Annotated in this window: 15 protein-coding genes; 5 read left to right on the top strand and 10 right to left on the bottom strand. The window is 71.8% G+C overall.

Annotated features, from left to right (window positions below; all coding sequences use genetic code 11):
* Window positions 1–140: 140 nt before the first annotated feature.
* From ACFYL6_RS14210 to ACFYL6_RS14170, 9 genes are all read right to left on the bottom strand, one after another.
* Window positions 141–896, bottom strand: a complete 756-nt coding sequence (locus tag ACFYL6_RS14210) for a dienelactone hydrolase family protein (protein ID WP_387171137.1) — start codon at window positions 894–896, stop codon at window positions 141–143.
* A 145-nt stretch (window positions 897–1,041) separates the two neighbouring features.
* The gene (locus ACFYL6_RS14205) at window positions 1,042–3,051 is read right to left on the bottom strand and encodes an FAD-dependent oxidoreductase (protein ID WP_387171135.1); all 2,010 of its coding nucleotides are present in this window, start codon (window positions 3,049–3,051) and stop codon (window positions 1,042–1,044) included.
* 103 nt (window positions 3,052–3,154) lie between these two features.
* Complete coding sequence (locus ACFYL6_RS14200) at window positions 3,155–3,835, bottom strand: response regulator (protein WP_387171133.1); 681 nt, start codon at window positions 3,833–3,835, stop codon at window positions 3,155–3,157.
* Window positions 3,832–6,381, bottom strand: a complete 2,550-nt coding sequence (locus ACFYL6_RS14195; RefSeq protein WP_387171131.1) for a DUF4118 domain-containing protein — start codon at window positions 6,379–6,381, stop codon at window positions 3,832–3,834. Before ACFYL6_RS14195 ends, ACFYL6_RS14200 begins: the two co-directional genes overlap by 4 nt.
* A 73-nt stretch (window positions 6,382–6,454) precedes the next feature.
* The gene (locus ACFYL6_RS14190; protein WP_387171129.1) at window positions 6,455–7,336 is read right to left on the bottom strand and encodes a potassium-transporting ATPase subunit C; all 882 of its coding nucleotides are present in this window, start codon (window positions 7,334–7,336) and stop codon (window positions 6,455–6,457) included.
* Entirely contained in the window at window positions 7,336–9,531 is a 2,196-nt protein-coding gene (kdpB, locus tag ACFYL6_RS14185) for a potassium-transporting ATPase subunit KdpB (RefSeq protein WP_387171127.1), read from the bottom strand. Before kdpB ends, ACFYL6_RS14190 begins: the two co-directional genes overlap by 1 nt.
* A 20-nt stretch (window positions 9,532–9,551) precedes the next feature.
* Window positions 9,552–11,207, bottom strand: a complete 1,656-nt coding sequence (gene kdpA / locus ACFYL6_RS14180; protein ID WP_387171125.1) for a potassium-transporting ATPase subunit KdpA — start codon at window positions 11,205–11,207, stop codon at window positions 9,552–9,554.
* Window positions 11,207–11,296, bottom strand: coding sequence for a K(+)-transporting ATPase subunit F (kdpF, locus tag ACFYL6_RS14175; protein ID WP_036390805.1), 90 nt, complete (start codon window positions 11,294–11,296; stop codon window positions 11,207–11,209). Before kdpF ends, kdpA begins: the two co-directional genes overlap by 1 nt.
* Window positions 11,297–11,641: 345 nt before the next feature.
* Window positions 11,642–12,682: a TRM11 family SAM-dependent methyltransferase gene (locus ACFYL6_RS14170; protein ID WP_387171122.1), complete on the bottom strand. Its 1,041-nt coding sequence runs from the start codon at window positions 12,680–12,682 to the stop codon at window positions 11,642–11,644.
* Between the two features lie 72 nt (window positions 12,683–12,754).
* On the opposite strand from ACFYL6_RS14170, the gene ACFYL6_RS14165 reads away from it, so the two are divergent.
* Window positions 12,755–13,627 carry a zf-HC2 domain-containing protein gene (locus tag ACFYL6_RS14165; RefSeq protein ID WP_387171120.1) on the top strand — a complete coding sequence of 291 codons (873 nt, stop codon included), beginning with the start codon at window positions 12,755–12,757 and terminating at the stop codon, window positions 13,625–13,627.
* A 28-nt stretch (window positions 13,628–13,655) separates the two neighbouring features.
* Here ACFYL6_RS14165 and ACFYL6_RS14160 read toward each other — a convergent pair whose 3' ends face one another.
* Window positions 13,656–14,300, bottom strand: a complete 645-nt coding sequence (locus tag ACFYL6_RS14160; RefSeq protein WP_387171119.1) for a TetR/AcrR family transcriptional regulator — start codon at window positions 14,298–14,300, stop codon at window positions 13,656–13,658.
* A 204-nt stretch (window positions 14,301–14,504) separates the two neighbouring features.
* On the opposite strand from ACFYL6_RS14160, the gene ACFYL6_RS14155 reads away from it, so the two are divergent.
* The 4 genes from ACFYL6_RS14155 to ACFYL6_RS14140 are packed head-to-tail and all read left to right on the top strand — an operon-like array spanning window position 14,505 to window position 20,191.
* Window positions 14,505–15,671, top strand: a complete 1,167-nt coding sequence (locus ACFYL6_RS14155; protein WP_387171117.1) for an acyl-CoA dehydrogenase family protein — start codon at window positions 14,505–14,507, stop codon at window positions 15,669–15,671.
* The gene (locus tag ACFYL6_RS14150; protein ID WP_387171115.1) at window positions 15,661–16,875 is read left to right on the top strand and encodes an acetyl-CoA C-acetyltransferase; all 1,215 of its coding nucleotides are present in this window, start codon (window positions 15,661–15,663) and stop codon (window positions 16,873–16,875) included. Before ACFYL6_RS14155 ends, ACFYL6_RS14150 begins: the two co-directional genes overlap by 11 nt.
* A gap of 14 nt (window positions 16,876–16,889) precedes the next feature.
* A complete protein-coding gene (locus ACFYL6_RS14145) occupies window positions 16,890–19,055 on the top strand; it encodes a 3-hydroxyacyl-CoA dehydrogenase NAD-binding domain-containing protein (RefSeq protein WP_387171113.1) in 2,166 nt (721 codons plus the stop codon).
* Window positions 19,052–20,191, top strand: a complete 1,140-nt coding sequence (locus ACFYL6_RS14140; protein ID WP_387171111.1) for a CaiB/BaiF CoA transferase family protein — start codon at window positions 19,052–19,054, stop codon at window positions 20,189–20,191. Before ACFYL6_RS14145 ends, ACFYL6_RS14140 begins: the two co-directional genes overlap by 4 nt.
* The last annotated feature ends 44 nt before the right edge of the window (window positions 20,192–20,235 follow it).

Genomic DNA, 20,235 nt, shown 5'->3' with positions numbered 1-20,235 from the left:
CGGACCTACATCAGCCTCACCCGAGCAGCCTGATCAACAACTCATGACACATCTATCGGGACTTCCCCTTGACACATGTCTCGGGACAGCACAGTCAGCTCCTAACGGAAACTGTCCAAGATTGCCGAAACGGAGACTTGTCAGCTCACGGGCAGGGTGCGGGCCAGGAGGTCGAAAAGGGCCGCCCAGTGGCGTTCGGTGGCCTGCTCGTCGTACGCCGGGGTGTCGGACATGGTGTAGCCGTGGTGCGCCCCGGTGTACACCTCGGAGCGGTAGCGCACCCCGGCGGCGTCGAGAGCCTTCTCCAGGGTGGCGATCTGCTCGGGCGTCATCGACTGGTCGGCGTCGGCGTGCCCGAAGTACACCTCGCCGGTGATCGACTCGACGCCCAGGTGCGGGCTGTCCGGAGCCTCGGTGACGATCCGCCCGCCGTGGAAGCTCGCCACCGCGGCGATGCGGTCCGGGTGCGCCTCGATGGCCCGCAGCGCGTTCGTGCCGCCCATGCAGTAGCCGGTGATGGCGACCGGGCCCGGCCGGACGTCGTCCCGGGCGGCCAGGAAGTCGAGGTACGCGGCGGTGTCCCGGTTGATCACGTCCGGGGTCAACGCGCCGACCAGCGGCATGATCTTCTCGAAGAGGGCGCCGCGCTGGTCCGCCTCGCCGAGGCCTGACAGGTCGAACAGCGGTGCCCGGCCGGCCCGGTAGAACAGGTGGGGCGTCAGCACCAGATAGCCGCGTTCTGCGATCCGCTCGGCCATCTCGACCAGGCGGGGACGCGGGCCGAAGGCGTCCATGAAGAGCAGCACCGCCGGGAACGGGCCGTCGCCGTCCGGTCGGGCGAGGGAGGCGTCCGCGATCCCGTCGCTGGTCGGGATGTCCACCGTCGTCGTCAGCACTGTGCCTCCTCGTACGCCGATCTTGGTCCGTTCGGAACGTTACTCGCCGTATCGGCCCGCCCGGTCGGCAGCCGCGTGAACGCGGCGTCAAGAAGTGGCGGTGTCGACCCGGTCCAGGTCGACCCGCTGCTGGTGGCGCCGCCGGTCAGGCGGGGACGAAGCGGACCGCGTCGGCGACCACGAAACCGTTGGTCTCCTCCGTGCGGATCAGCACGCTGCCGTCGGTGCCCGCCGTGAACGGGTAGGTGCCCAGGGCCACCCACTGGCCACCGGCCTGCCGCTGGTCGACGGTCTTGGTGATCATCCCGCCGGCGTACGCGATGTCCACCGGCACGTTGGTGGCCCGGTTCGCGTGCGCGGTCCAGCGCAGCTGCACCGTCCACGACCCGGCGGTGGGCAGCGTCGGGCGGAACCGCAGCCGGTTGACCCCCTTGCCGACGTTGCCGTCGTGCTCGTAGTCCGGGCCGTAGTAGCCGCCGGTGCTGCTGCTGCGCACCCACGTCCCGGCCCGGGTGATCCCGCTGGCCGACGCGTTGTCCAGGATCACCTCGCTGCCGGAGCCCCACTCCAGCACCCCGCCGTCCTGGCGCAGCCGGGCCTGGAGGGCGGGCACGGAGACGGCCTGCACGGCGAGGTTCCCGGCGAGCGCCAGGGACGCCGCGGTGGCCGCGGCCTGCCCGAGGATCATGAACACGGGTTCCATCCGGATCGAGCCGTACGCGATGTGGCTCGCCGAGAGGCAGACCGGCACCAGCAGGTTGGCGCACTGCGCCTGGTGCGGCACGATCGCGCGGTAGCTCACCGGGTACGGCGCCGGCACGCCGATCTGCACGTCCCCCTCGTTGCGGACCCGGCCGTCGACGACCACCCGCTGACAGTTGTGCGAGTCCATCGTGTAGCTGGCCAGGCCCACCGAGTCGGTGGCGCGTACCCGGCCCCGACAGTCGGCCTCGGTCATCACGTACGCGGAGACCATCCGGCGTGCCTCGCGGATGTAGAGCATCGGCGGCCACCCGCCCGTGCTGGTGAACTCGTCCACCGGCAGCCCCCACCGGGCGGTCGAGTCGCGTACCGACGCCGGCAGTCGGGGGTCGTTGGCCAGGAACCACATCAGCCCCTGCTGGTAGGTGCGGTGCTCGGCGATGATGCTCTCCCGCGTCGACCAGCTCGCCGTCGGGTACGCGTAGTTGAAGCCGATGTTGTCGGTCGACACGGCGCCGTTGTTGTTGGAGTCGGTCTTCCCGCCGCCGATCGAGTGGGTGCTGAAGTACGGTCCCGTGTAGCCGGCCTGGATGTGTCGCAGCAGCAGCTCGTAGCGGATCGGGTCGTAACCGGACGGCTTGCCGAACGGAATCCGGTTGGACGCCTGCGTCAGGCACATCCGGAAGCAGTACGCCTGGATCTTGTCGTCGGCGCTGCCCTGCGGGGCGAGCGGGGTGGCGGAGATGCCCGGCAGCAGGCCGCTGGCGGGCGAGCCGGCCGTCACGTACGGGTCGACGGGGTAGACGAACTGGTGGGTGTTGCGCGACTGCACCCCGTTGATCGTCTCGCCGTATGTGTCGTTGGACTCCCGCCCGACGGTGAAGCCCACCCCGGCCATGGCCAGCAGGTCGCCCTCGTAGGTGGCGTCGACGAACACACCGCCCCGGTAGATCGACCCGTCCTCGGTCCGCAGCTCGGTGATCCGGTTGCCGGTCCGGCCGAGGCCGCTCAGCCGGGCGTTGACGATCACCGGAACGCCCGCCTCGGCCAGCATCTCGGCGAAGACGGCGGCGGCGACGTGCGGTTCGAAGGTCATCCGCAGCGGCGACGTCGGCGTGAGGGTTCCGCCGTGGTACTTCACGTACACCCGGCGGTAGAACTCGGCAGCCAGCCCGCCGATGGACGCCTGGACGCCGGTGTCGGTGGCGCCCAGCCCGGCGGTGCTCAACCCACCGACGTGGCTGGTGGGCTCCACCACCACGGCGGTGCGGCCGAGCCGACGCATGGTGATCGCGGCGGCCAGCCCGCCGGAGGTCGCACCGTAGACGACCAGGTCGGCCGTGGTGATGGCGGCTCGGGCGGGGTCGGCCCAGAACGGGCCGTTGAGACTGGCCAGGACGAGGCCGGCGCCGCCGACGGTCAACAGCCGACGGCGGGACAGGTGCAGGGACACGGCGGGGCTCCCGGGGGGTCACCGGTGGAGGGGACGGTTACAGAAGCACGCCGCTGCCGCTGCGAACGAAATTCTTCAATCTCAGCTGGCGGGTGTCAACGGGTCACGGCCGGTAACGGTAGCCCATTCCCGGCTCGGTGATGAGGTGCCGGGGGCGGGCCGGGTCGTCCTCCAGCTTGCGCCGCAACTGGGCCAGGTACTGCCGCAGGTAGTTGGTCTCGTTCTGGTATTCCGGCCCCCACACGTCCTGCAGGAGCTGACGTTGGCTGACCAGCTTGCCGGGGTGACGCAGCAGCTTCTCCAGCACGCTCCACTGGGTGGGGGTCAGCTTGACCTCGGTGCCGTCGTCGCCGCGCACGCTGTGGTCGGCCAGGTCGACGGTGTGCCGGCCGATCCGCAGTGCCGGCACCGCCTCGCTGGGCGCGCCGAGGCGACGGGTGACCGCGCGGATGCGGGCCAGCAGCTCCTCCACCCCGAACGGCTTGGTGACGTAGTCGTCCGCGCCCGCGTCGAGTGCCGCGACCTTGTCCTCGCTGCCGGCCCGGCCGGAGAGCACGATGATCGGCACGGTGGTCCACCCGCGCAGGCCCCGGATCACCTCCACGCCGTCGATGTCGGGCAGGCCGAGGTCCAGCACCACCAGGTCGGGCGGGTGGCTGGCGGCGGCCTTCAACGCGGCGGCCCCGGTGCCGGCGACGTCCACGTCGTACTGGCGGGCACGCAGGTTGATGCGCAGGGCACGCAGGATCTGCGGCTCGTCGTCGACGACCAGGATGCGCGTCATTCCTGCGGCCCCTCCGAGGTGGTCGGCGCGGCCGGCAGCCGCAGCACCATGGTGAGCCCACCGCCGGGGGTGGTCTCCGGGGTGATGCTGCCACCCATCGCCTCGGCCAAACCCCGGGACAGGGCAAGACCGAGACCGACGCCGGTCTGGTTGTCCCGGTCACCGAGGCGTTGGAACGGCAGGAAGACGTGCTCCCACTGGTCCTCCGGGATGCCCGGCCCTCGGTCGATCACCCGCAACTCGACCTGGCCGGCGTGGGCGCTGGCGGTGATCGTGGGCGGCTGACCGGGCGGGCTGTACCGCAACGCGTTGGCGACGATGTTGACCAGCACCCGTTCCAGCAGGCCCGGGTCGGCGGTGGCGGCCGGCAGGTCGGCCGGGATGTCCGTGCCGACGGTCGCGGCCGCCGGGCCAAGTTCGTCCAACGCCAGGGGTACGGCGTCCTCCAGGCCGATCGCGGTCGCCGAGATGCCCAGGACGCCCGCCTGGAGCCGGCTCATGTCGAGGAGGTTGCCGACCAGCCGGGCGAGGCGGTCCAGTGACTCCTCGGCGGTCTCCAGCAACTCCTCCCGGTCGGACTCGTCGAACTCGATGTCGTGGCTGCGCAGGCTGGTCACGGCCGCCTTCGCGGACGCCAGTGGCGTACGCAGGTCGTGGCTGACCGCCGCGAGCAGCGCGGTGCGCATCCGGTCGGCGGCGGCGAGGGGCCGGGCGGTGGCGGCCTCCTCGGCGAGCCGTTCCTGGCGCAGCGCGACGGCGGCCTGGGCGGCGAACGCCTCGACGATCCGCCGGTCGGCGGCCTCCAACCGTCGTCCGCTGAGCACGACGGTGATCCGGTCGTCGACAGGTACCGCCGTCTCGCCGCCGTCGGGCGTGCAGGCCGGCTGCTCGCCGACGCTGGCCACCACACACCAGGCGTGCTCCTCGCGGGCCCGCTCCGGACGCCCGCCGGCCTCCTCGGCCAGCTCCAGCACGCTCACCGCGCGCAGCCCGAAGGTCTCCCGGAGCTGATCGAGCAGGGCGGGCAGGGGACGTTCTCCGCGCAGCACACCACCGGCGACGGCGGCGAGGGTCTGCGCGTCGGCGGCGGCCCGGGCGGCCTCCCGGGTACGCCGGGCGGCCACGTCGACGATCCAGCTCACCGCCAACGCCACCCCGACGAAGACGGCCAGGGCGAGCAGGTTGTCCGCCTCGGCGATGGTCAGCGTGCGGAAGGGCGGGGTGAAGAACCAGTTGAGCAGCAGCGAGCCGCCGAGCGCGGCGACCAGGGCCGGCCACACCCCGCCGACCAGCGCGACCCCGACCACCCCGGCGAGGAACAGCAGGATGTCGTTGGTCAGCGTGAGGTCGGGCAGGGTCTTCAGCAGCAGGGTGAGCAACGGCATGCCCAGCACCGCCAGGCCGAAGCCGAGCAGCCGGCGGCGTCGGGACAGCGCCGCCGGCACGGCCGCCGCCCGGCGGCCCTTGCCGGCCTGCTTGTGGGTGACCAGGTGTACGTCGATCGAGCCGGAGAGCGCGGTGGTGGTCACCCCGACACCGCGGGCGAAGATCTGCGCGAGGCGTCCCCGCCGGCTGGCCCCCAGCACCAGCTGGGTGGCGTTCACGCCCTGGGCGAAGTCCAGCAGCGCGGCCGGCACGTCGGTGCCCAGCACCTGGTGGTACGTGCCGCCCAGGCTCTCCACCAGCACCCGCTGCCGGGCCAGCTGCGCCGGGTCGGCCCCGGCCAGGCCGTCGCTGCGGGCCACGTGCACGGCGAGTAGATCCGCGCCCTTGCTGCGGGCCGCGACCCGGGCGGCGCGACGGATCAGCGTCTCGCCCTCCGGGCCGCCGGTCAACGCGACCACCACCCGTTCCCGGGCCTCCCAGGTGGCCGCGATGCCCTGCTGGCTGCGGTAGCGGTCGAGCTGCTCGTCGACCTTGTCGGCCAGCCAGAGCAGCGCCAGCTCACGCAGCGCGGTGAGGTTGCCGACCCGGAAGTAGTTGCCCAACGCGGCGTCGATCTTGTCGGGTCGGTAGATGTTGCCGTGCGCCATCCGTCGGCGCAGCGCCTCCGGGGTCATGTCGACCAACTCGACCTGCTCGGCGGCGCGGACGATCTCGTCCGGCACGGTCTCCCGCTGGGTGGTGCCGGTGATCTGCGCGACGACGTCGTTTACCGACTCCAGGTGCTGCACGTTGACCGTGGACAGCACGTCGATCCCCGCGTCGAGCAGTTCCTGGACGTCCTGCCAGCGCTTGTCGTGCCGGGAACCGGGCACGTTCGTGTGCGCCAACTCGTCGACCACCGCGATCTGTGGCCGGCGGGACAGCACCGCGTCCAGGTCCATCTCGGTGAACTCCGCGCCCCGGTAGTCCATGGTCCGGCGGGGCACCTGCTCCAGGTCGCCGAGCATCGCGGCGGTGTGTTGCCGGCCGTGCGTCTCCACGAAACCGATCACCACGTCGGTGCCGCGCGCGGCCCGCCGCTGGGCCTCCTCCAACATGGCGTACGTCTTGCCCACCCCGGGGGCGGCCCCGAGATAGATGCGCAGTTCTCCACGTGGCACGGGGACCATCCTCCCTGGTCAGATCGGCGGGCGGGGCCGCGCCCGGTCGGCACGGCCCCGCCCGCGAGCGTGCTCAGCGTGCGGCGAACTGCTTGTCGAGGGCGAGGTTGAGCTCCAGCACGTTGACGCCGGGCTCACCCAGGAAGCCCAGCCCACGCCCGTCGGTGTGCTCCTTGACCAGCTTGCGGACCGCCGCCGGGTCCGCGCCGCGCTCCCGCGCGACCCGGTTCACCTGCAACTCGGCGTACGCCGGGCTGATCTGCGGGTCGAGGCCGCTGGCGCTGGCGGTGACCGCGTCGGCGGGCACCGCCGGGTCGGCGGGCGCGTCGCCCCGGATCGGGGTGACCACCCCACCGGCGGCCACGTAGTCCTGGTCCGGCTGGGCCAGCTCCACCGCAACACCCTGATAGGAGGTGACGAACGGAGTGGCCGGAGCGGCCTGGTTGACGCTCACCACCCGGGTGACCGGGCCGGTCAGACCGTCGGCGCGGAAGACCGCGAGCACGGCACCCACCCCGTCGTCGGTGCAGTACGGGCGCCGACCGTCGACGCCGTTGAGCTCGCCGACGGACTTGCTGCGCCCGCAGACCTGGGTGAGCAGGCTCTCGCTGGACTCCTCCGGGTCGGTGGCGATGGTGTCGACCACGCTTTCCGGGCCCAGGTTGCTGGCCGAGGTGGCCCTCGGGTCGTAGCCGTCGCCGGCGGCGGAGGGGCGGGACTGGAAGTAGCGCGGGACGGGGTTGCCGTCGGCGTCGGTGAAGGACTGGCCGATCAGCGAGCTGCCGACGGTCGTACCGCCCGAGGTGATCAGCGATCCGTCGGTCTTGTGGTTGAGGCCGGGCAGCTGACCAACCGCTACCAGGGCCAGCGGGTAGACCAGGCCGAGCAGCACCGTGAAGACGAGGACGGCGCGCAGCGCGGCGAGGTGTTGGGCGAGCCAGGTGGGTAGGCGCATCACGAAATCCCCGGGATGAACTGGATGAGCAGGTCGATGAGCTTGATCCCGATGAACGGCACGATGATGCCGCCCAGTCCGTACACCAGCAGGTTGCGGCTGAGCAGCTTCGACGCGGCGGCCGGCCGGTACCGCACGCCGCGCAGGGCGAGCGGGATCAGCGCGATGATCACCAGGGCGTTGAAGATGACCGCGGACAGGATCGCCGACTCCGGGCTGGACAGCCGCATGATGTTCAGCGCGTCCAGGCTCGGATAGAGGCCGGCGAACATGGCCGGGATGATCGCGAAGTACTTGGCGATGTCGTTGGCGATGCTGAAGGTGGTCAGCGCGCCACGGGTGATCAGCAACTGCTTGCCGATCTCCACGATCTCGATCAGCTTGGTCGGGTCCGAGTCGAGGTCGACCATGTTGCCGGCCTCCTTGGCGGCCGACGTGCCGGTGTTCATGGCCACCCCGACGTCGGCCTGGGCGAGCGCCGGCGCGTCGTTGGTGCCGTCGCCGGTCATTGCGACCAGCCGGCCACCCTCCTGCTCCCGCTTGATCAGCGCGAGCTTGTCCTCCGGCGTCGCCTCGGCCAGGAAGTCGTCCACGCCGGCCTCGTCGGCGATCGCCTTCGCGGTTCGCGGGTTGTCGCCGGTGATCATCACGGTCCGGATGCCCATCCGGCGCATCTCGTCGAACCGCTCCCGCATGCCGGACTTGACCACGTCCTTGAGGTGGATGACGCCCAGCGCGCGGGCGGGCGCACCGTCGACGTGCTCGGCGACGACGAGCGGCGTGCCGCCGGTGCCGCTGATCGCGTCCACGATTTCGCCGACCTGCTCGGTCGGGTGGCCGCCGTTCTCCCGTACCCACTTCATCACCGCGGCGGCTGCGCCCTTGCGGACCCGGCGGGCCGTGCCCACCGTGCCGGCGTCCACGCTGGCGTCCGGGGTGAGGTCGACGCCGCTCATCCGGGTCTGCGCGGTGAACGGTACGAAGGTGGCGTGCGGCATCACGCCGGGCTCGCGCTCGCGCAGCCCGAACTCGTTCTTCGCCAGGACGACCACCGAGCGCCCCTCCGGGGTCTCGTCGGCCAGGCTGGACAGCTGCGCGGCGTCGGCCAGCGCCGCTGCGTCCACCCCCTCGACCGGTACGAACTCGGCGGCCTGCCGGTTGCCCAGCGTGATGGTGCCGGTCTTGTCCAGCAGCAGGGTGTTGACGTCGCCGGCCGCCTCGACGGCCCGGCCGCTCATGGCCAGGACGTTGCGCTGCACCAGCCGGTCCATGCCGGCGATGCCGATGGCGGAGAGCAGCGCGCCGATGGTGGTGGGGATCAGGCAGACCAGCAGCGAGATCAGCACCACGCCGGTGACACCGGAGTCGGTGATCGCGCCGCTGTCCGGTGCCGCCGCCTGGTACGCCTTGGAGAAGATGGCCAGCGGCTGGAGGGTGACCACGGCCAGCAGGAAGATGACAGTGAGCGCGGCGAGCAGGATGTTCAGCGCGATCTCGTTCGGTGTCTTCTGCCGGTTGGCCCCCTCGACCAGGGCGATCATCCGGTCGATGAAGCTCTCCCCCGGCTTCTGGGTGATCTTCACGATGATCTGGTCGGAGAGCACCTTGGTGCCGCCGGTGACCGCGCTGCGGTCGCCGCCGGACTCCCGGATGACCGGGGCCGACTCGCCGGTGATGGCTGACTCGTCGACGCTGGCGATGCCCTCGACGATGTCGCCGTCGCCGGGGATGATGCCGCCCGCCTCGACGAGCACGACGTCGCCCTGACGCAGGTCCGGCGCGGGCACCGCCTCGTCGCGGTAGGTGTTGGCCCGCGCGCCCGGCTTCCAGTCGATCAGCCGGGTGGCGATGGTGTCCTTCTTCGCCTGCCGCAGGGTCGCGGCCTGGGCCTTGCCCCGCCCCTCGGCGACCGCCTCGGCCAGGTTGGCGAAGACCACTGTCAGCCAGAGCCAGACGGTGATCGCCCAGGCGAACCCCGACGGGTCGGTCACCGCGAGGACGGTGGTGAAGGCCGCGCCGACCTCCACGATCAGCATCACCGGGTTGCGCCACAGCGTGCGGGGGTCGAGCTTGCGTACCGCGTCCGGCAGGGACCGGATCAACTGCTGGGGGTCGAGCAGGCCCCCGCCGATCCGGTTGCCCTGGGTGGCGGGTGTGCCGGGGAGTTGCTCTGTCGGGGCGGACGTGACGGACATGTCCTCGTTCCTCATGATGGTCAGAGCCCCTCTGCCAGCGGGCCGAGCGCGAGCGCGGGCAGGAAGGTCAGCGCGACGAGGACCACCGTGACGCCGACGACCATGCCGATGAACAGCGGTCGGTGGGTCGGCAGGGTGCCCTCGGACGCGGGGGTGGGTGCCTGGCGGGCCAGCGAGCCGGCCAAGGCGAGCACGAAGATGAGCGGCAGGAACCGGCCCAGCAGCATGCACAACCCGAGGGCGGTGTCCCACCAGGTGGTGTTGACGGTGATGCCGCCGAACGCGGAGCCGTTGTTGTTGCTGGCCGAGGTGAACGCGTACAGCACCTCGGAGAGGCCGTGCGGGCCGACGTTGAGCGCCGTGGAGTTGTTGCCGGTGGCGAACGCCGCCGCCGTACCGACGAGCACCAGGATCGGCGTGATCAGGAAGTAGAGCGAGGCGAACTTGATCTCGCGCGACCCGATCTTCTTGCCCAGGTACTCGGGAGTGCGACCCACCATCAGCCCGGCCACGAAGACCGTGATCACCGCGAGGATGAGCAGGCCGTACAGACCGGAACCGGTGCCGCCCGGCGCCACCTCGCCGAGCATCATGTTGACCATGGTCATCATGCCGCCGAGCGAGGTGAACGAGTCGTGGAACGAGTTCACCGCACCGGTCGAGGTGAGCGTGGTGGCGGCGGCGAAGGTGGCCGAGTTCGACACGTCGAACCGCACCTCCTTGCCCTCCATCGCCGCACCGACCGCCTGCGGCACCGTGCCGTGGCCGGCCAGCTCGAAGATGTTGGTGATGGCGACGCTGAGGAACGCGAGGATGCCCATCACCGCGGCGATGGCGTAGCCCTGCCGGTTCTGCCCGACCATCCGGCCGAACACCCGGGGCAGGCTGAACGGGATCAGGAAGATCAGGAAGATCTGCAGCCAGTTCGTCCAGGTGGTGGGGTTCTCGAACGGGTGCGCGCTGTTGACGTTGTAGAAGCCGCCACCGTTGGTGCCCAGCTCCTTGATCACTTCCTGGCTGGCGACCGGACCACCGGTGATGGTCTGGGTGCCGCCGGTCAGCGTGCTCACGTCGGTGCCGGCGGACAGGTTCTGCACCGCTCCGCCGATCATCAACGCGATGGCGCCGAGCACCGCGATCGGCAGCAGGATCCGCAGCGTGATCCGGGTCAGGTCGACCCAGAAGTTGCCGAGCTGCCCGGTGCGGCTGCGGGCGAAGCCGCGTACCAGTGCGACCGCCACCGCGATGCCGACCGCCGCCGAGACGAAGTTCTGCACGGCCAGGCCGGCCATCTGCACCAGGTGGCCCATCGTCGACTCACCCGAGTACGACTGCCAGTTCGTGTTGGTCACGAACGACACGGCCGTGTTCCACGCGCCGTGCGGCACCACCGGGTCGAACCCCAGCGACAGCCACAGGTGGTTCTGCACCCGCTGGAACAGGTACAGGAACAGGATCGAGACCGCGGAGAACGCCAGCACACTGCGGGCGTACACGCCCCAGGCCTGCTCGGCGGCCGGGTTGACCCCGACCAGCCGGAAGATGCCCCGCTCGACCCGCGACTGCCTCGTGCCGGAGACCGCCCGGAACATGTAGTCGCCGAACGGCTTGTAGACGGCGACGAGGGCCGCCACAAGCGTCAGCACGAAGATGACGCCCGCTGTTGTCATGGTCATCAGAAGCGCTCCGGAAACAGCAGGGCGAACACCAGGAACGCGCCCAGGACGATCGCGAGCACCAGACCGACGGCGTTGACCGCGTTCACAGCTTCTCCACCGCCCGGACCACCAGGGCGAGCACCGCGAACAGCGCCACCGTCAGGATCACGAACACCACGTCAGACACGCTGACTCCTCAGCCGGAAAGGTTCGTCGCGACCGCCTTCCGGTCGCGCCGGGCAATCAAAGCCCCGCCACCCGCCGATCGGCAGGGGTCATAACGCGACCATGACGGCGGCGAACCTTTTCTTGACGTGGTTTTCACACCTGCCCACTGAACAGGTGAAATGCGGCACAGACCCTCGCTGGTCCGCGAGGTAAGACGAGAAAAACCATGCGCGACCCCGGACGGGGCGGCGCATGGCGCGGTGAGGGCGGCGGTGCGAGGCCGTTCAGGCCGGGCGGCGGGCCACCAGCACGTCCCGCATGATCGACTGGTCCACCCGGTGCCGCAGCGCGCGGTAGGGCTCGGAGTCGACCACGGTCAGACCGGCGTCGGCCAACGCCGCCGCCGCGTCGTCCCGGCTCGCGACGTGGGTGTTCCAGGAGACCCCGAGCGCACCGCCGGGGCGCAACAACCGGGCCCAGACCGGCGCGGCGTCCGCGAGCAACGCCAGCGGGTCGCGGGTCAAGCCCTGCCCAGCGGTACGACTGCCGTGCTGCACGCCGTACGGCGCGTCGGCGACAACCAGGTCGACGGTCTCCGGTCGGAAGAACTCCGCCGACCGGGCGGTGTCGGCGTTGACCACATCCAGCAACTGGGTCTGGCCGGCCTTGTGCTCCTCACGGGTCGGCGCCAGCTCGATCCGCACCCGTCGGCCGACCACCTTGCGCTCCCGCCGCACCGGCCCCGACTCCAGCACCCGGTGCTTGACCCGCTTCTGCTTCAGCCAGGTGGTGATGAACGCCCGGTACGCCTCGACGTCCTTCTGGTCGCGCTCGATCCCCGCGGCGTCGAAGCCGTACATCAGCGCCTGGTTGAGTGTGGTGCCCCGACCAGCCAGCGGGTCGAGCACCCGGAACCGGCGGCTGGTCATCTCGGCGGCCCAGTCCGAGGCGAGCAGGGTGACGTTGAGCAGCAGCTTGGTGAACTGCTCGTTGGTCTTGCCCGGGTACTTCTGGATGGTGAGCAGGTCGTCGTCGTAGCGGTCCAGACGGCTCCACTCGATCGGCCGCAGCAGCTCACCGACGATCTCGAAGAGCGCGTACCCGGCGGACAGGTTGCCCAGGACGGCCAGGTCCCGCTCGGTCAGCCCGTCGCCACTGAAGGTGACGTAGGACGCCCCGCCGACGACCTCGGTGTCCAGCTCGCCGATCCGGCCGTCCAGCGCCGAGCGGCCGAAGATCTCCAGCTCGGCCCGGGTGAGGTCGACGGCGGCGCGGGCGTACACCCGGTTGGTGGCGGGCAGGATGAGCAGGCCGTAACGCGTCATGATCCGGCGAGTATTCCACAACCAGTCACGGTTGCCGGGAACCGGAGCGGCTGCCGGAGCGACTACCGATACATGGGGTGTGAGCAGTGGCGGGAGGTCCTGTCCGCGCAGCTGGACGGGGAGGAGACCGCCGCCGAACTGACGGCGGTGCAGGGTCACCTCGACGGGTGTGCCGAGTGCCGGGCCTGGTTCACGGCGGCGGCCGCGGTGACGCGTCGGATTCGTACCCGATTGGTCGTTGAGGTGCCCGACCGCACGGCGGCGATCCTTGCCGCCGCCAGCGCGGCCCCGGCCCGCCGGTCGCGGTGGCGGCGCTCGAACGGACGTGGCCCGCTGCTCGCCGGCCTGCGCAAGGTGCTCGGACGGGGCCAGTTCGCCGCTGGGCTGCGCGCGGCGTTCGGACGCGGCCCGCTCGTCGCCGGCCTGCGCTCGGCGCTCGGGTTGCTCGGCGCGGTGCAACTGGTGCTCGGCCTGGCTCAGGTGGGCCGGGGCGCGACCGCCGACCACCTGCACCCCACCGGCCAGCACCTGTGGCACGAGTCGGCGGCGTGGAACGTGGCCGTCGGCGCGGGCTTCCTGTTCGTGGCGCTGCGCCGCAGCCCACCCGCCGGGCTGCTGCCGATGCTCAGCGCGTTCGTCGGCACGCTGCTGCTGCTGTCGGTCAACGACCTGGCCACCGGATCGGTGGGCGGGGAACGACTGATCAGCCACGGCTTCCTGGTGGTCGGCTACCTGATCACGGTGCTGCTGTCCCGGCCCGGCCTGCGCCCCGGCGGGCCGGCACCGCAGCGGCAGCCCACACCGTCCCGCTGGCGGTTCGGGGCCGACGAGGTGGACCGGCCGCTGCGGGTGGTACGCCCCGAGTCCTATCCGGCCCAGGCCGCCGACCGGTACGCCGCCCCGGCGGCGCGCAGCGGGCCGGCTGGCGACCGGCGCGCCGCCTGAGCAACGAGGCGACTTCAGCGCCTGGTGCTCAGTGCTCTGGTCGGGCCGGTTCGCCCTGGGCGATGACCTGCGGGATTACCTGTTCGACGATGGTCAGCAGGGTCGTGGTGAGTAGCAGGTGCACCTGGGCGCGGGTCAGCGCGCCACGCTGGAGCCACTCGCGGGCCGTCGAGGTGGCCAGACCGCCGTACGCCCGGACCATCCCGCGCAACTCCTCGCGGTGCTCCGCCTCGCCGGCCAGGCCGACGGCGACAAGCATCCGGTCCGCGGCGACCTCCTCGGCCTCGGCGAGCACCCGCTCCACGTCGGCGTCGCCGCCCATCCCCCGGGCGGTGACCGCCGCCAGCCACGAGGTGCTGTGCCGGGACACCACGTCGAGAAACCACGTGACGCTGGCGTCGACCCGGGTCCGGAGATCGCCCTTGGGCAGACGCTCCAGGGCAACCTCGGGGATGGTCACCATGACCCGGACGACCTCCAGGTAGAGGTCCTTCTTCGCCCCGAAGTAGTGGTTGACCAGGCCGCGAGCGACGCCCGCCTCGCGGGCGACGTCGGTGGTCGACACGTCCGCGTACGGGCGCTCGCCGAACAGCCGGACCGCGCAGGCCAGGATCTGCCCACGCCGGGCGTCCGGCTCCAAACGGCGGCGGCGCGGAGCCGTCTCGACACTCATCTGCCCGACCCTATCGACAGCCCACCGGGTTCGGCCCAGCGTCAACCACCGTCCCACCTTGATCAAGTGATGAGAAGTAGGCCCGACAACCGCTTCCGACCTACCTTCCATCACTTGATCTTGATTCGCCGTTCGGTGGCCCCGGCGCCGTCGGCCGCCCACGACTTATTGACAGGCCGCCAACAGCGCGCGAGGGTGGTGCACATGCCGACTCCCCCGCCCGACGGCTCCCCCTCACCCTGGCGCGAGCCGGAGCATGACGACCTGGCCGAGCTGGCCCGCACCTTCTTCACCAAGGAGGTGTTGCCGCACGCAGAGCGCCTGCTGGCGCAGGGCCATCCGGACCGTGAGCACTACCGGCGCGCCGGTGAGCTGGGGTTGCTCGGCCTGTCGGTCCCAGAGGAGTACGGCGGTGGGGGCGGCGGGTTCACCCACGAGGCGGTGCTGCTGCACGAGCAGGCGTACGCCGGGGAGGGCAGCCTCGGCCTGGCCGTCCACAGTGGCATCGTCACCGGTTACCTGGTGGCGTACGGCAGCGACGAGCAGAAGCGGCGCTGGCTGCCCGGCCTGTGTAGCGGTGAGCTGGTCGGCGCCATCGCGATGACCGAGCCGGACGGCGGCTCCGATCTTCAGGCGATGCGGACCCGGGCGGTCCGCGACGGCGACGACTACCTGGTGACCGGCGCGAAGACGTTCATCACCAACGGTGGTCTGGCCGATCTGGTCATCGTGGCCGTGAAGACCGACCCCGAGCAGCGGGCGTCCGGCGTCTCGCTGCTGGTGTGCGAGGTGGGTGGCGACCCGGCGGGGTTCCGGCGCGGCCGACTGCTGTCCAAGATCGGCTTGCACGCCAACGACACGGCGGAGTTGTTCTTCGACGAGTTCCGGGTGCCGGCGGCCAACCTGCTCGGCGGCGCCGAGGGGCTGGGCTTCATCCAGCTCATGCAGCAGCTCCCGCAGGAACGGCTGGTCATCGGCGTCGGCGCGGTCGCGGCCATGGAACGGGCGGTCGCGCTGACCGTCGCGTACGCCAAGGAGCGCACCGCCTTCGGCAAGACCCTGATGGGTCACCAGAACACCCGGATGGTGCTCGCCGAGTGCGCCACCCGCGCCCGGGTCAGCCGGGTCTTCCTGGACGACTGCATCGTCCGGCACACGCGCGGCGACCTGGACGTGGCCACCGCGGCGATGGCCAAGTCGTGGCTCACCGACGGGCAGTGTGAGGTCGTCGACAGCTGCCTGCAGCTCTTCGGCGGCTACGGCTACACGACGGAGTACCCGATCGCCCGGATGTACGCCGACGCCCGCGTCCAGAAGATCTACGGCGGCACCAACGAGATCATGAAGGAGTTGATCGCCCGTGCCCTCTGAGGCGTACGTCTATGACGCGGTCCGCACCCCGCGCGGACGCGGCCGGGACACCGGGGCGCTGCACGGGGTCAAGCCCATCTCCCTGGTGGTCGGCCTGGTCGACGCGTTGCGCGAGCGCAACCCCGGCCTGGACGTCGGCCGGCTGGAGGATCTTCTTCTCGGCATCGTGACGCCGGTCGGCGAGCAGGGCGGCGACCTGGCCCGCGCCGCCGCGCTGTTGGCCGGGCTGCCCGACCAGGTGGGCGGGGTGCAGCTCAACCGGTTCTGCGCCTCCGGGTTGGAGGCGGTCAATTCCGCCGCCGCGCGGATCCGCTCCGGTTGGGAGCATCTGCTGCTCGCCGGCGGGGTCGAGTCGATGTCCCGGGTGCCGATGGGCTCCGACGGCGCGGCCTGGGCCACCGACCCGCAGACCGCGCTGGCCACGTCGTTCGTGCCGCAGGGCGTCAGCGCCGACCTGATCGCCACTTTGGAGGGCTTCACCCGCGACGATGTGGACGGCTACGCGCTGCGGTCGCAGGAGCGGGCCGCCAAGGCCTGGGCCGGCGGGTACTTCACCCGCTCGGTGGTGCCGGTCCGGGACGGCAACGGGCTGGACATCCTCACCGTCGACGAGCACCCGCGCCCGGAGACGACCCGGGAGGCGCTGGCCAAGCTCACCCCGTCCTTCGCCACGATGGGCGAGGCGGCCGGCTTCGACGCGGTGGCGTTGCAGAAGTTCCACTGGTTGGAGGCGATCGAACACGTCCACCACGCGGGCAACTCGTCCGGCATCGTGGACGGCGCGGCGCTGGTGTTGGTCGGCTCCGGCGACGTCGGTCGGGACCTCGGCCTCACCCCGCGCGCCCGGATCGTCGGCGCGGCGGTCAGCGGCGCGGACCCGACGCTGATGTTGACCGGCCCGATCCCGGCCACCCACAAGGCGCTCGCCGTCGCCGGGTTGACAGTCGACGACATCGACCTCTTCGAGATCAACGAGGCCTTCGCCGCGGTGGTGCTCAAGTACGTCCGTGACCTGGGCCTCGACCCGGACCGGGTGAACGTCAACGGGGGTGCGATCGCGCTCGGCCACCCGCTCGGCGCGACCGGAGCGATGCTGCTCGGTACGGCGTTGGACGAGTTGGAGCGCCGCGACCTGCGCCGCGCCGTGGTGACCCTCTGCATCGGCGGCGGCATGGGCGTCGCCACCGTTCTCGAGCGCTGCTGACCCGGAGGACGACCATGACCAACACCATCCGGTACGACCGCGGCGCCGACGGCATCGTCACGCTCACCCTGGACGACCCGACCCAGTCCGCCAACACCATGAACCGGGCGTACGCCGCCTCGATGAGCGCGGTACTCGATCGGCTGGAGGCCGAGCCCGATCTCGTCGGCGTGATCGTGACCAGCGCGAAGTCGACCTTCTTCGCCGGCGGCGACCTTCCCGAGATGATCCGGGCCACCCGCGCCGACGCGCCCGCTCTGGCCGACCTGCTCGGCACCATCAAGCGGGACCTGCGCCGGTTGGAGACGCTGGGCCGGCCAGTGGTCGCCGCGGTCAACGGCTCGGCGCTCGGCGGCGGCCTGGAGATCGCGCTCGCCTGTCACCACCGGATCGCGCTGGACGCACCGGGCAGCCGGCTCGGGCTGCCCGAGGTCACCCTGGGTCTGTTGCCCGGGGCGGGCGGTGTCACCCGGACGGTACGGATGCTCGGGCTGGCCGGCGCGCTGACCACCGTGCTGCTCACCGGCCGGCGGATGCGCCCGGCCGACGCCCTGTCCGCCGGGCTGGTCGACGAGGTGGTCGCCACGCCGACGGAGCTGCTGGAGCACGCCCGGGCCTGGATCGCGGCGAACCCGCGCCCGGCACAGCCGTGGGACCGACCGGACTACCGGATGCCGGGCGGCACCCCGGCCAGCCGCTCGCTGGCCGCCCAACTCCCCGCGTTTCCGGCGACGCTGCGCAAGCAGCTCAAGGGCGCTCGGCTACCCGCACCCGAGGCGATCCTGGCCGCCGCCGTCGAGGGGGCACAGGTCGACCTGGAGACCGCCCTGACCGTGGAGACCCGGCACCTGATCGGCCTGCTCACCGGGCAGGTGGCCAAGAACATGATCGGCGCGTTCTTCTTCGACCTGAAGGCCGTCAACGGCGGCGCGGCCCGACCGACCGATGTGGACGCCGCACCGGTACGCCGGGTGGCGGTGCTCGGGGCCGGAATGATGGGCGCGGGCATCGCGTACGCCTGCGCCAGTGCCGGGCTGGACGTCGTGGTCAAGGACGTCACGCCGGAGGCCGCCGGCCGGGCCCGGGAGCACGCCGAGCGGTTACTGACCCGGGCGGTACGCAAGGGCCGCACGACCGAGGCGGACGCCCGCGCCGTCCTGGACCGGATCACCACCACCAACCAGGTGGACGCGCTCGCCGGCTGCGACGCGGTCATCGAGGCGGTCTTCGAGGACCCGGCGCTGAAACAGCAGGTCTTCGCCGAGGTGCTGCCCGTGCTGGCACCCGACGCGCTGCTCGCCTCCAACACCTCCACCCTGCCGATCACCGGGCTGGCCGCCGGCGTGGACCGGCCGACGGACTTCATCGGCATGCACTTCTTCTCCCCTGTGGACCGGATGCCGTTGCTGGAGATCGTGGTGGGTGAACGGACCGGAGACGTGGCACTGGCTCGGGCGTTCGACCTGGGCCGGCGGATCGGCAAGACCCCGATCGTGGTCAACGACGGCCGGGGTTTCTTCACCAGCCGGGTGATCGGCAAGTTCATCGACGAGGCGGTCGGCATGGTCGCCGAGGGTGTCCCCGCCGCATCGGTGGAGCAGGCCGCCCTCCAGGCCGGCTACCCGACCGGGCCGCTGGCGCTGGCCGACGAGGTCAGTCTCACCCTGATCCAGCGGATCCGCCGCCAGTTCGAGGCAGCCAGCGAGGAGTTCCGACCCCTGCCGGCGCACCGCCTGGTGGACGAACTGGTCGACGCGTACGAGCGGCCGGGGCGTGCCGCCGGACGTGGCTTCTACTCCTACGACGACGGCACCCGGGGCCGGCTGTGGCCCGGCCTCGCCGACCTGACCACCGACGCGGGTCGGGCGGTGCCGTTCACCGACCTCCAGGAGCGGATGCTCTTCGCGGAGGCGCTGGACGCGCTGCGCTGCCTCGACGAGGGGGTGCTGCGCACCGAGACCGACGCCAACATCGGCTCGATCTTCGGCATCGGCTTCCCAGCGTGGACGGGAGGGGTGATCCGCTACGTCCGGCAGTACGCGGGCGGCCCGGCCGGCTTCGCGACCCGTGCCACCGAGTTGGCCGACCGCTACGGCGAGCGGTTCACGCCCCCCGTCGACCTGGTCGACCGGCTCGCCGCCTCGGTCGATCGCCCCGCCGAGCCGGTGGGCGTCGCGTGACGGCGGCGCGCGGCGGGCCGCTGGCCGGGATACGGGTGGTCGAGCTGGCCAGCCTCGCGCCGGCGCCGTTCGGTTGCATGGTGCTCGCCGACCTCGGCGCGGACGTGGTGCGGGTGGACCGGCCGGGCGCCCCGGGGGCGGGCCGGCTGGCCGCACCGACCAGCGGGCCGTTGCAGCGCGGACGGCGGGTCACCGCACTGGACCTGAAGTCCCCGGCCGGGGTGGCGGACCTGCTGCGCCTCGCCGACCGCGCCGACGTGCTGGTCGAGGCGTACCGGCCGGGGGTGGCCGAGCGGCTCGGCTTCGGGCCCGACGTGTGCCAGGCCCGCAACCCCCGACTGGTGTACGCGCGGATGACCGGCTGGGGTCAGGACGGCCCGCTGGCAGCCCGAGCCGGGCACGACATCGACTACATCGCGGTCGCCGGGGCGTTGGAGCCGCTGGGACGGGCCGGCGAACGCCCGTACGCGCCGATGAACCTGCTCGGTGACTTCGGCGGCGGCGGCATGCTGCTCGCCGTCGGTGTGCTGGCCGCGCTGCTGGAGCGGGAGCGCTCCGGCATCGGCCAGGTGGTCGACGCGGCGATGGTGGACGGCTCGGCGCTGCTCACCTCGTTCCTGCACGGGCTGCTCGGCGCCGGCCAGTGGGCCGCCCCGCGCGGGCGCAACATGTTCGACGGCGGCGCGCCGTTCTACGACACGTACGCCACCGCCGACGGCGGATTCATGGCCGTCGGCGCGATGGAACCGGCCTTCTACGCCGTACTGCTCAGCGGCCTCGACCTTGCCGACGACCCGGACCTGCCCGCCCAGTACGACCCGAGCGGCTGGGACGAGCTGCGCCGCCGGTTCACCGAGCGGTTCGCCGAGCGCACCCGGGACGAGTGGACGGCGGTCTTCGCCGACCTGGACGCCTGCGTCGCGCCGGTGCTCGCCCCGGGCGAGGCGCACGAGCACCCGCACAACGCGGCCCGGGGCACGTTCGTCGAGGTGGGCGGCGAGATCCAGCCTGCCCCCGCGCCCCGCTTCGACCGCACGCCGCCCGACCGGCCAACCCCGGCACCAGATCCCGAGCAGGACGTCCTACCGGTCGACGAGATCCTCACCAACTGGCCGGACCAGCCAGGTGGTCAGTGACGCGTTCGGCCCGTCGACAGGGGCGCGTCGAGCCGACCACGGCG

Origin of the sequence: Micromonospora sp. NPDC007208, from assembly GCF_042869175.1 — a bacterium.
Lineage (GTDB): Bacteria > Actinomycetota > Actinomycetes > Mycobacteriales > Micromonosporaceae > Micromonospora > Micromonospora foliorum.
Note: the sequence above shows the minus strand (reverse complement) of the source record. Positions and strands in the feature narration are given on the sequence as shown.

What these genes read in the sequence shown, in the direction of transcription:
- ACFYL6_RS14155 (WP_387171117.1), top strand. Translation starts at nt 14,505, where the DNA reads ATGCCGACTCCCCCGCCCGACGGCTCCCCCTCACCCTGGCGCGAGCCG.
- ACFYL6_RS14165 (WP_387171120.1), top strand. Translation starts at nt 12,755, where the DNA reads ATGGGGTGTGAGCAGTGGCGGGAGGTCCTGTCCGCGCAGCTGGACGGG.
- ACFYL6_RS14160 (WP_387171119.1), bottom strand. Translation starts at nt 14,300, where the DNA reads ATGAGTGTCGAGACGGCTCCGCGCCGCCGCCGTTTGGAGCCGGACGCC.
- ACFYL6_RS14200 (WP_387171133.1), bottom strand. Translation starts at nt 3,835, where the DNA reads ATGACGCGCATCCTGGTCGTCGACGACGAGCCGCAGATCCTGCGTGCC.
- ACFYL6_RS14170 (WP_387171122.1), bottom strand. Translation starts at nt 12,682, where the DNA reads ATGACGCGTTACGGCCTGCTCATCCTGCCCGCCACCAACCGGGTGTAC.
- ACFYL6_RS14190 (WP_387171129.1), bottom strand. Translation starts at nt 7,336, where the DNA reads ATGCGCCTACCCACCTGGCTCGCCCAACACCTCGCCGCGCTGCGCGCC.
- kdpB (WP_387171127.1), bottom strand. Translation starts at nt 9,531, where the DNA reads ATGTCCGTCACGTCCGCCCCGACAGAGCAACTCCCCGGCACACCCGCC.
- kdpA (WP_387171125.1), bottom strand. Translation starts at nt 11,207, where the DNA reads ATGACCATGACAACAGCGGGCGTCATCTTCGTGCTGACGCTTGTGGCG.
- ACFYL6_RS14145 (WP_387171113.1), top strand. Translation starts at nt 16,890, where the DNA reads ATGACCAACACCATCCGGTACGACCGCGGCGCCGACGGCATCGTCACG.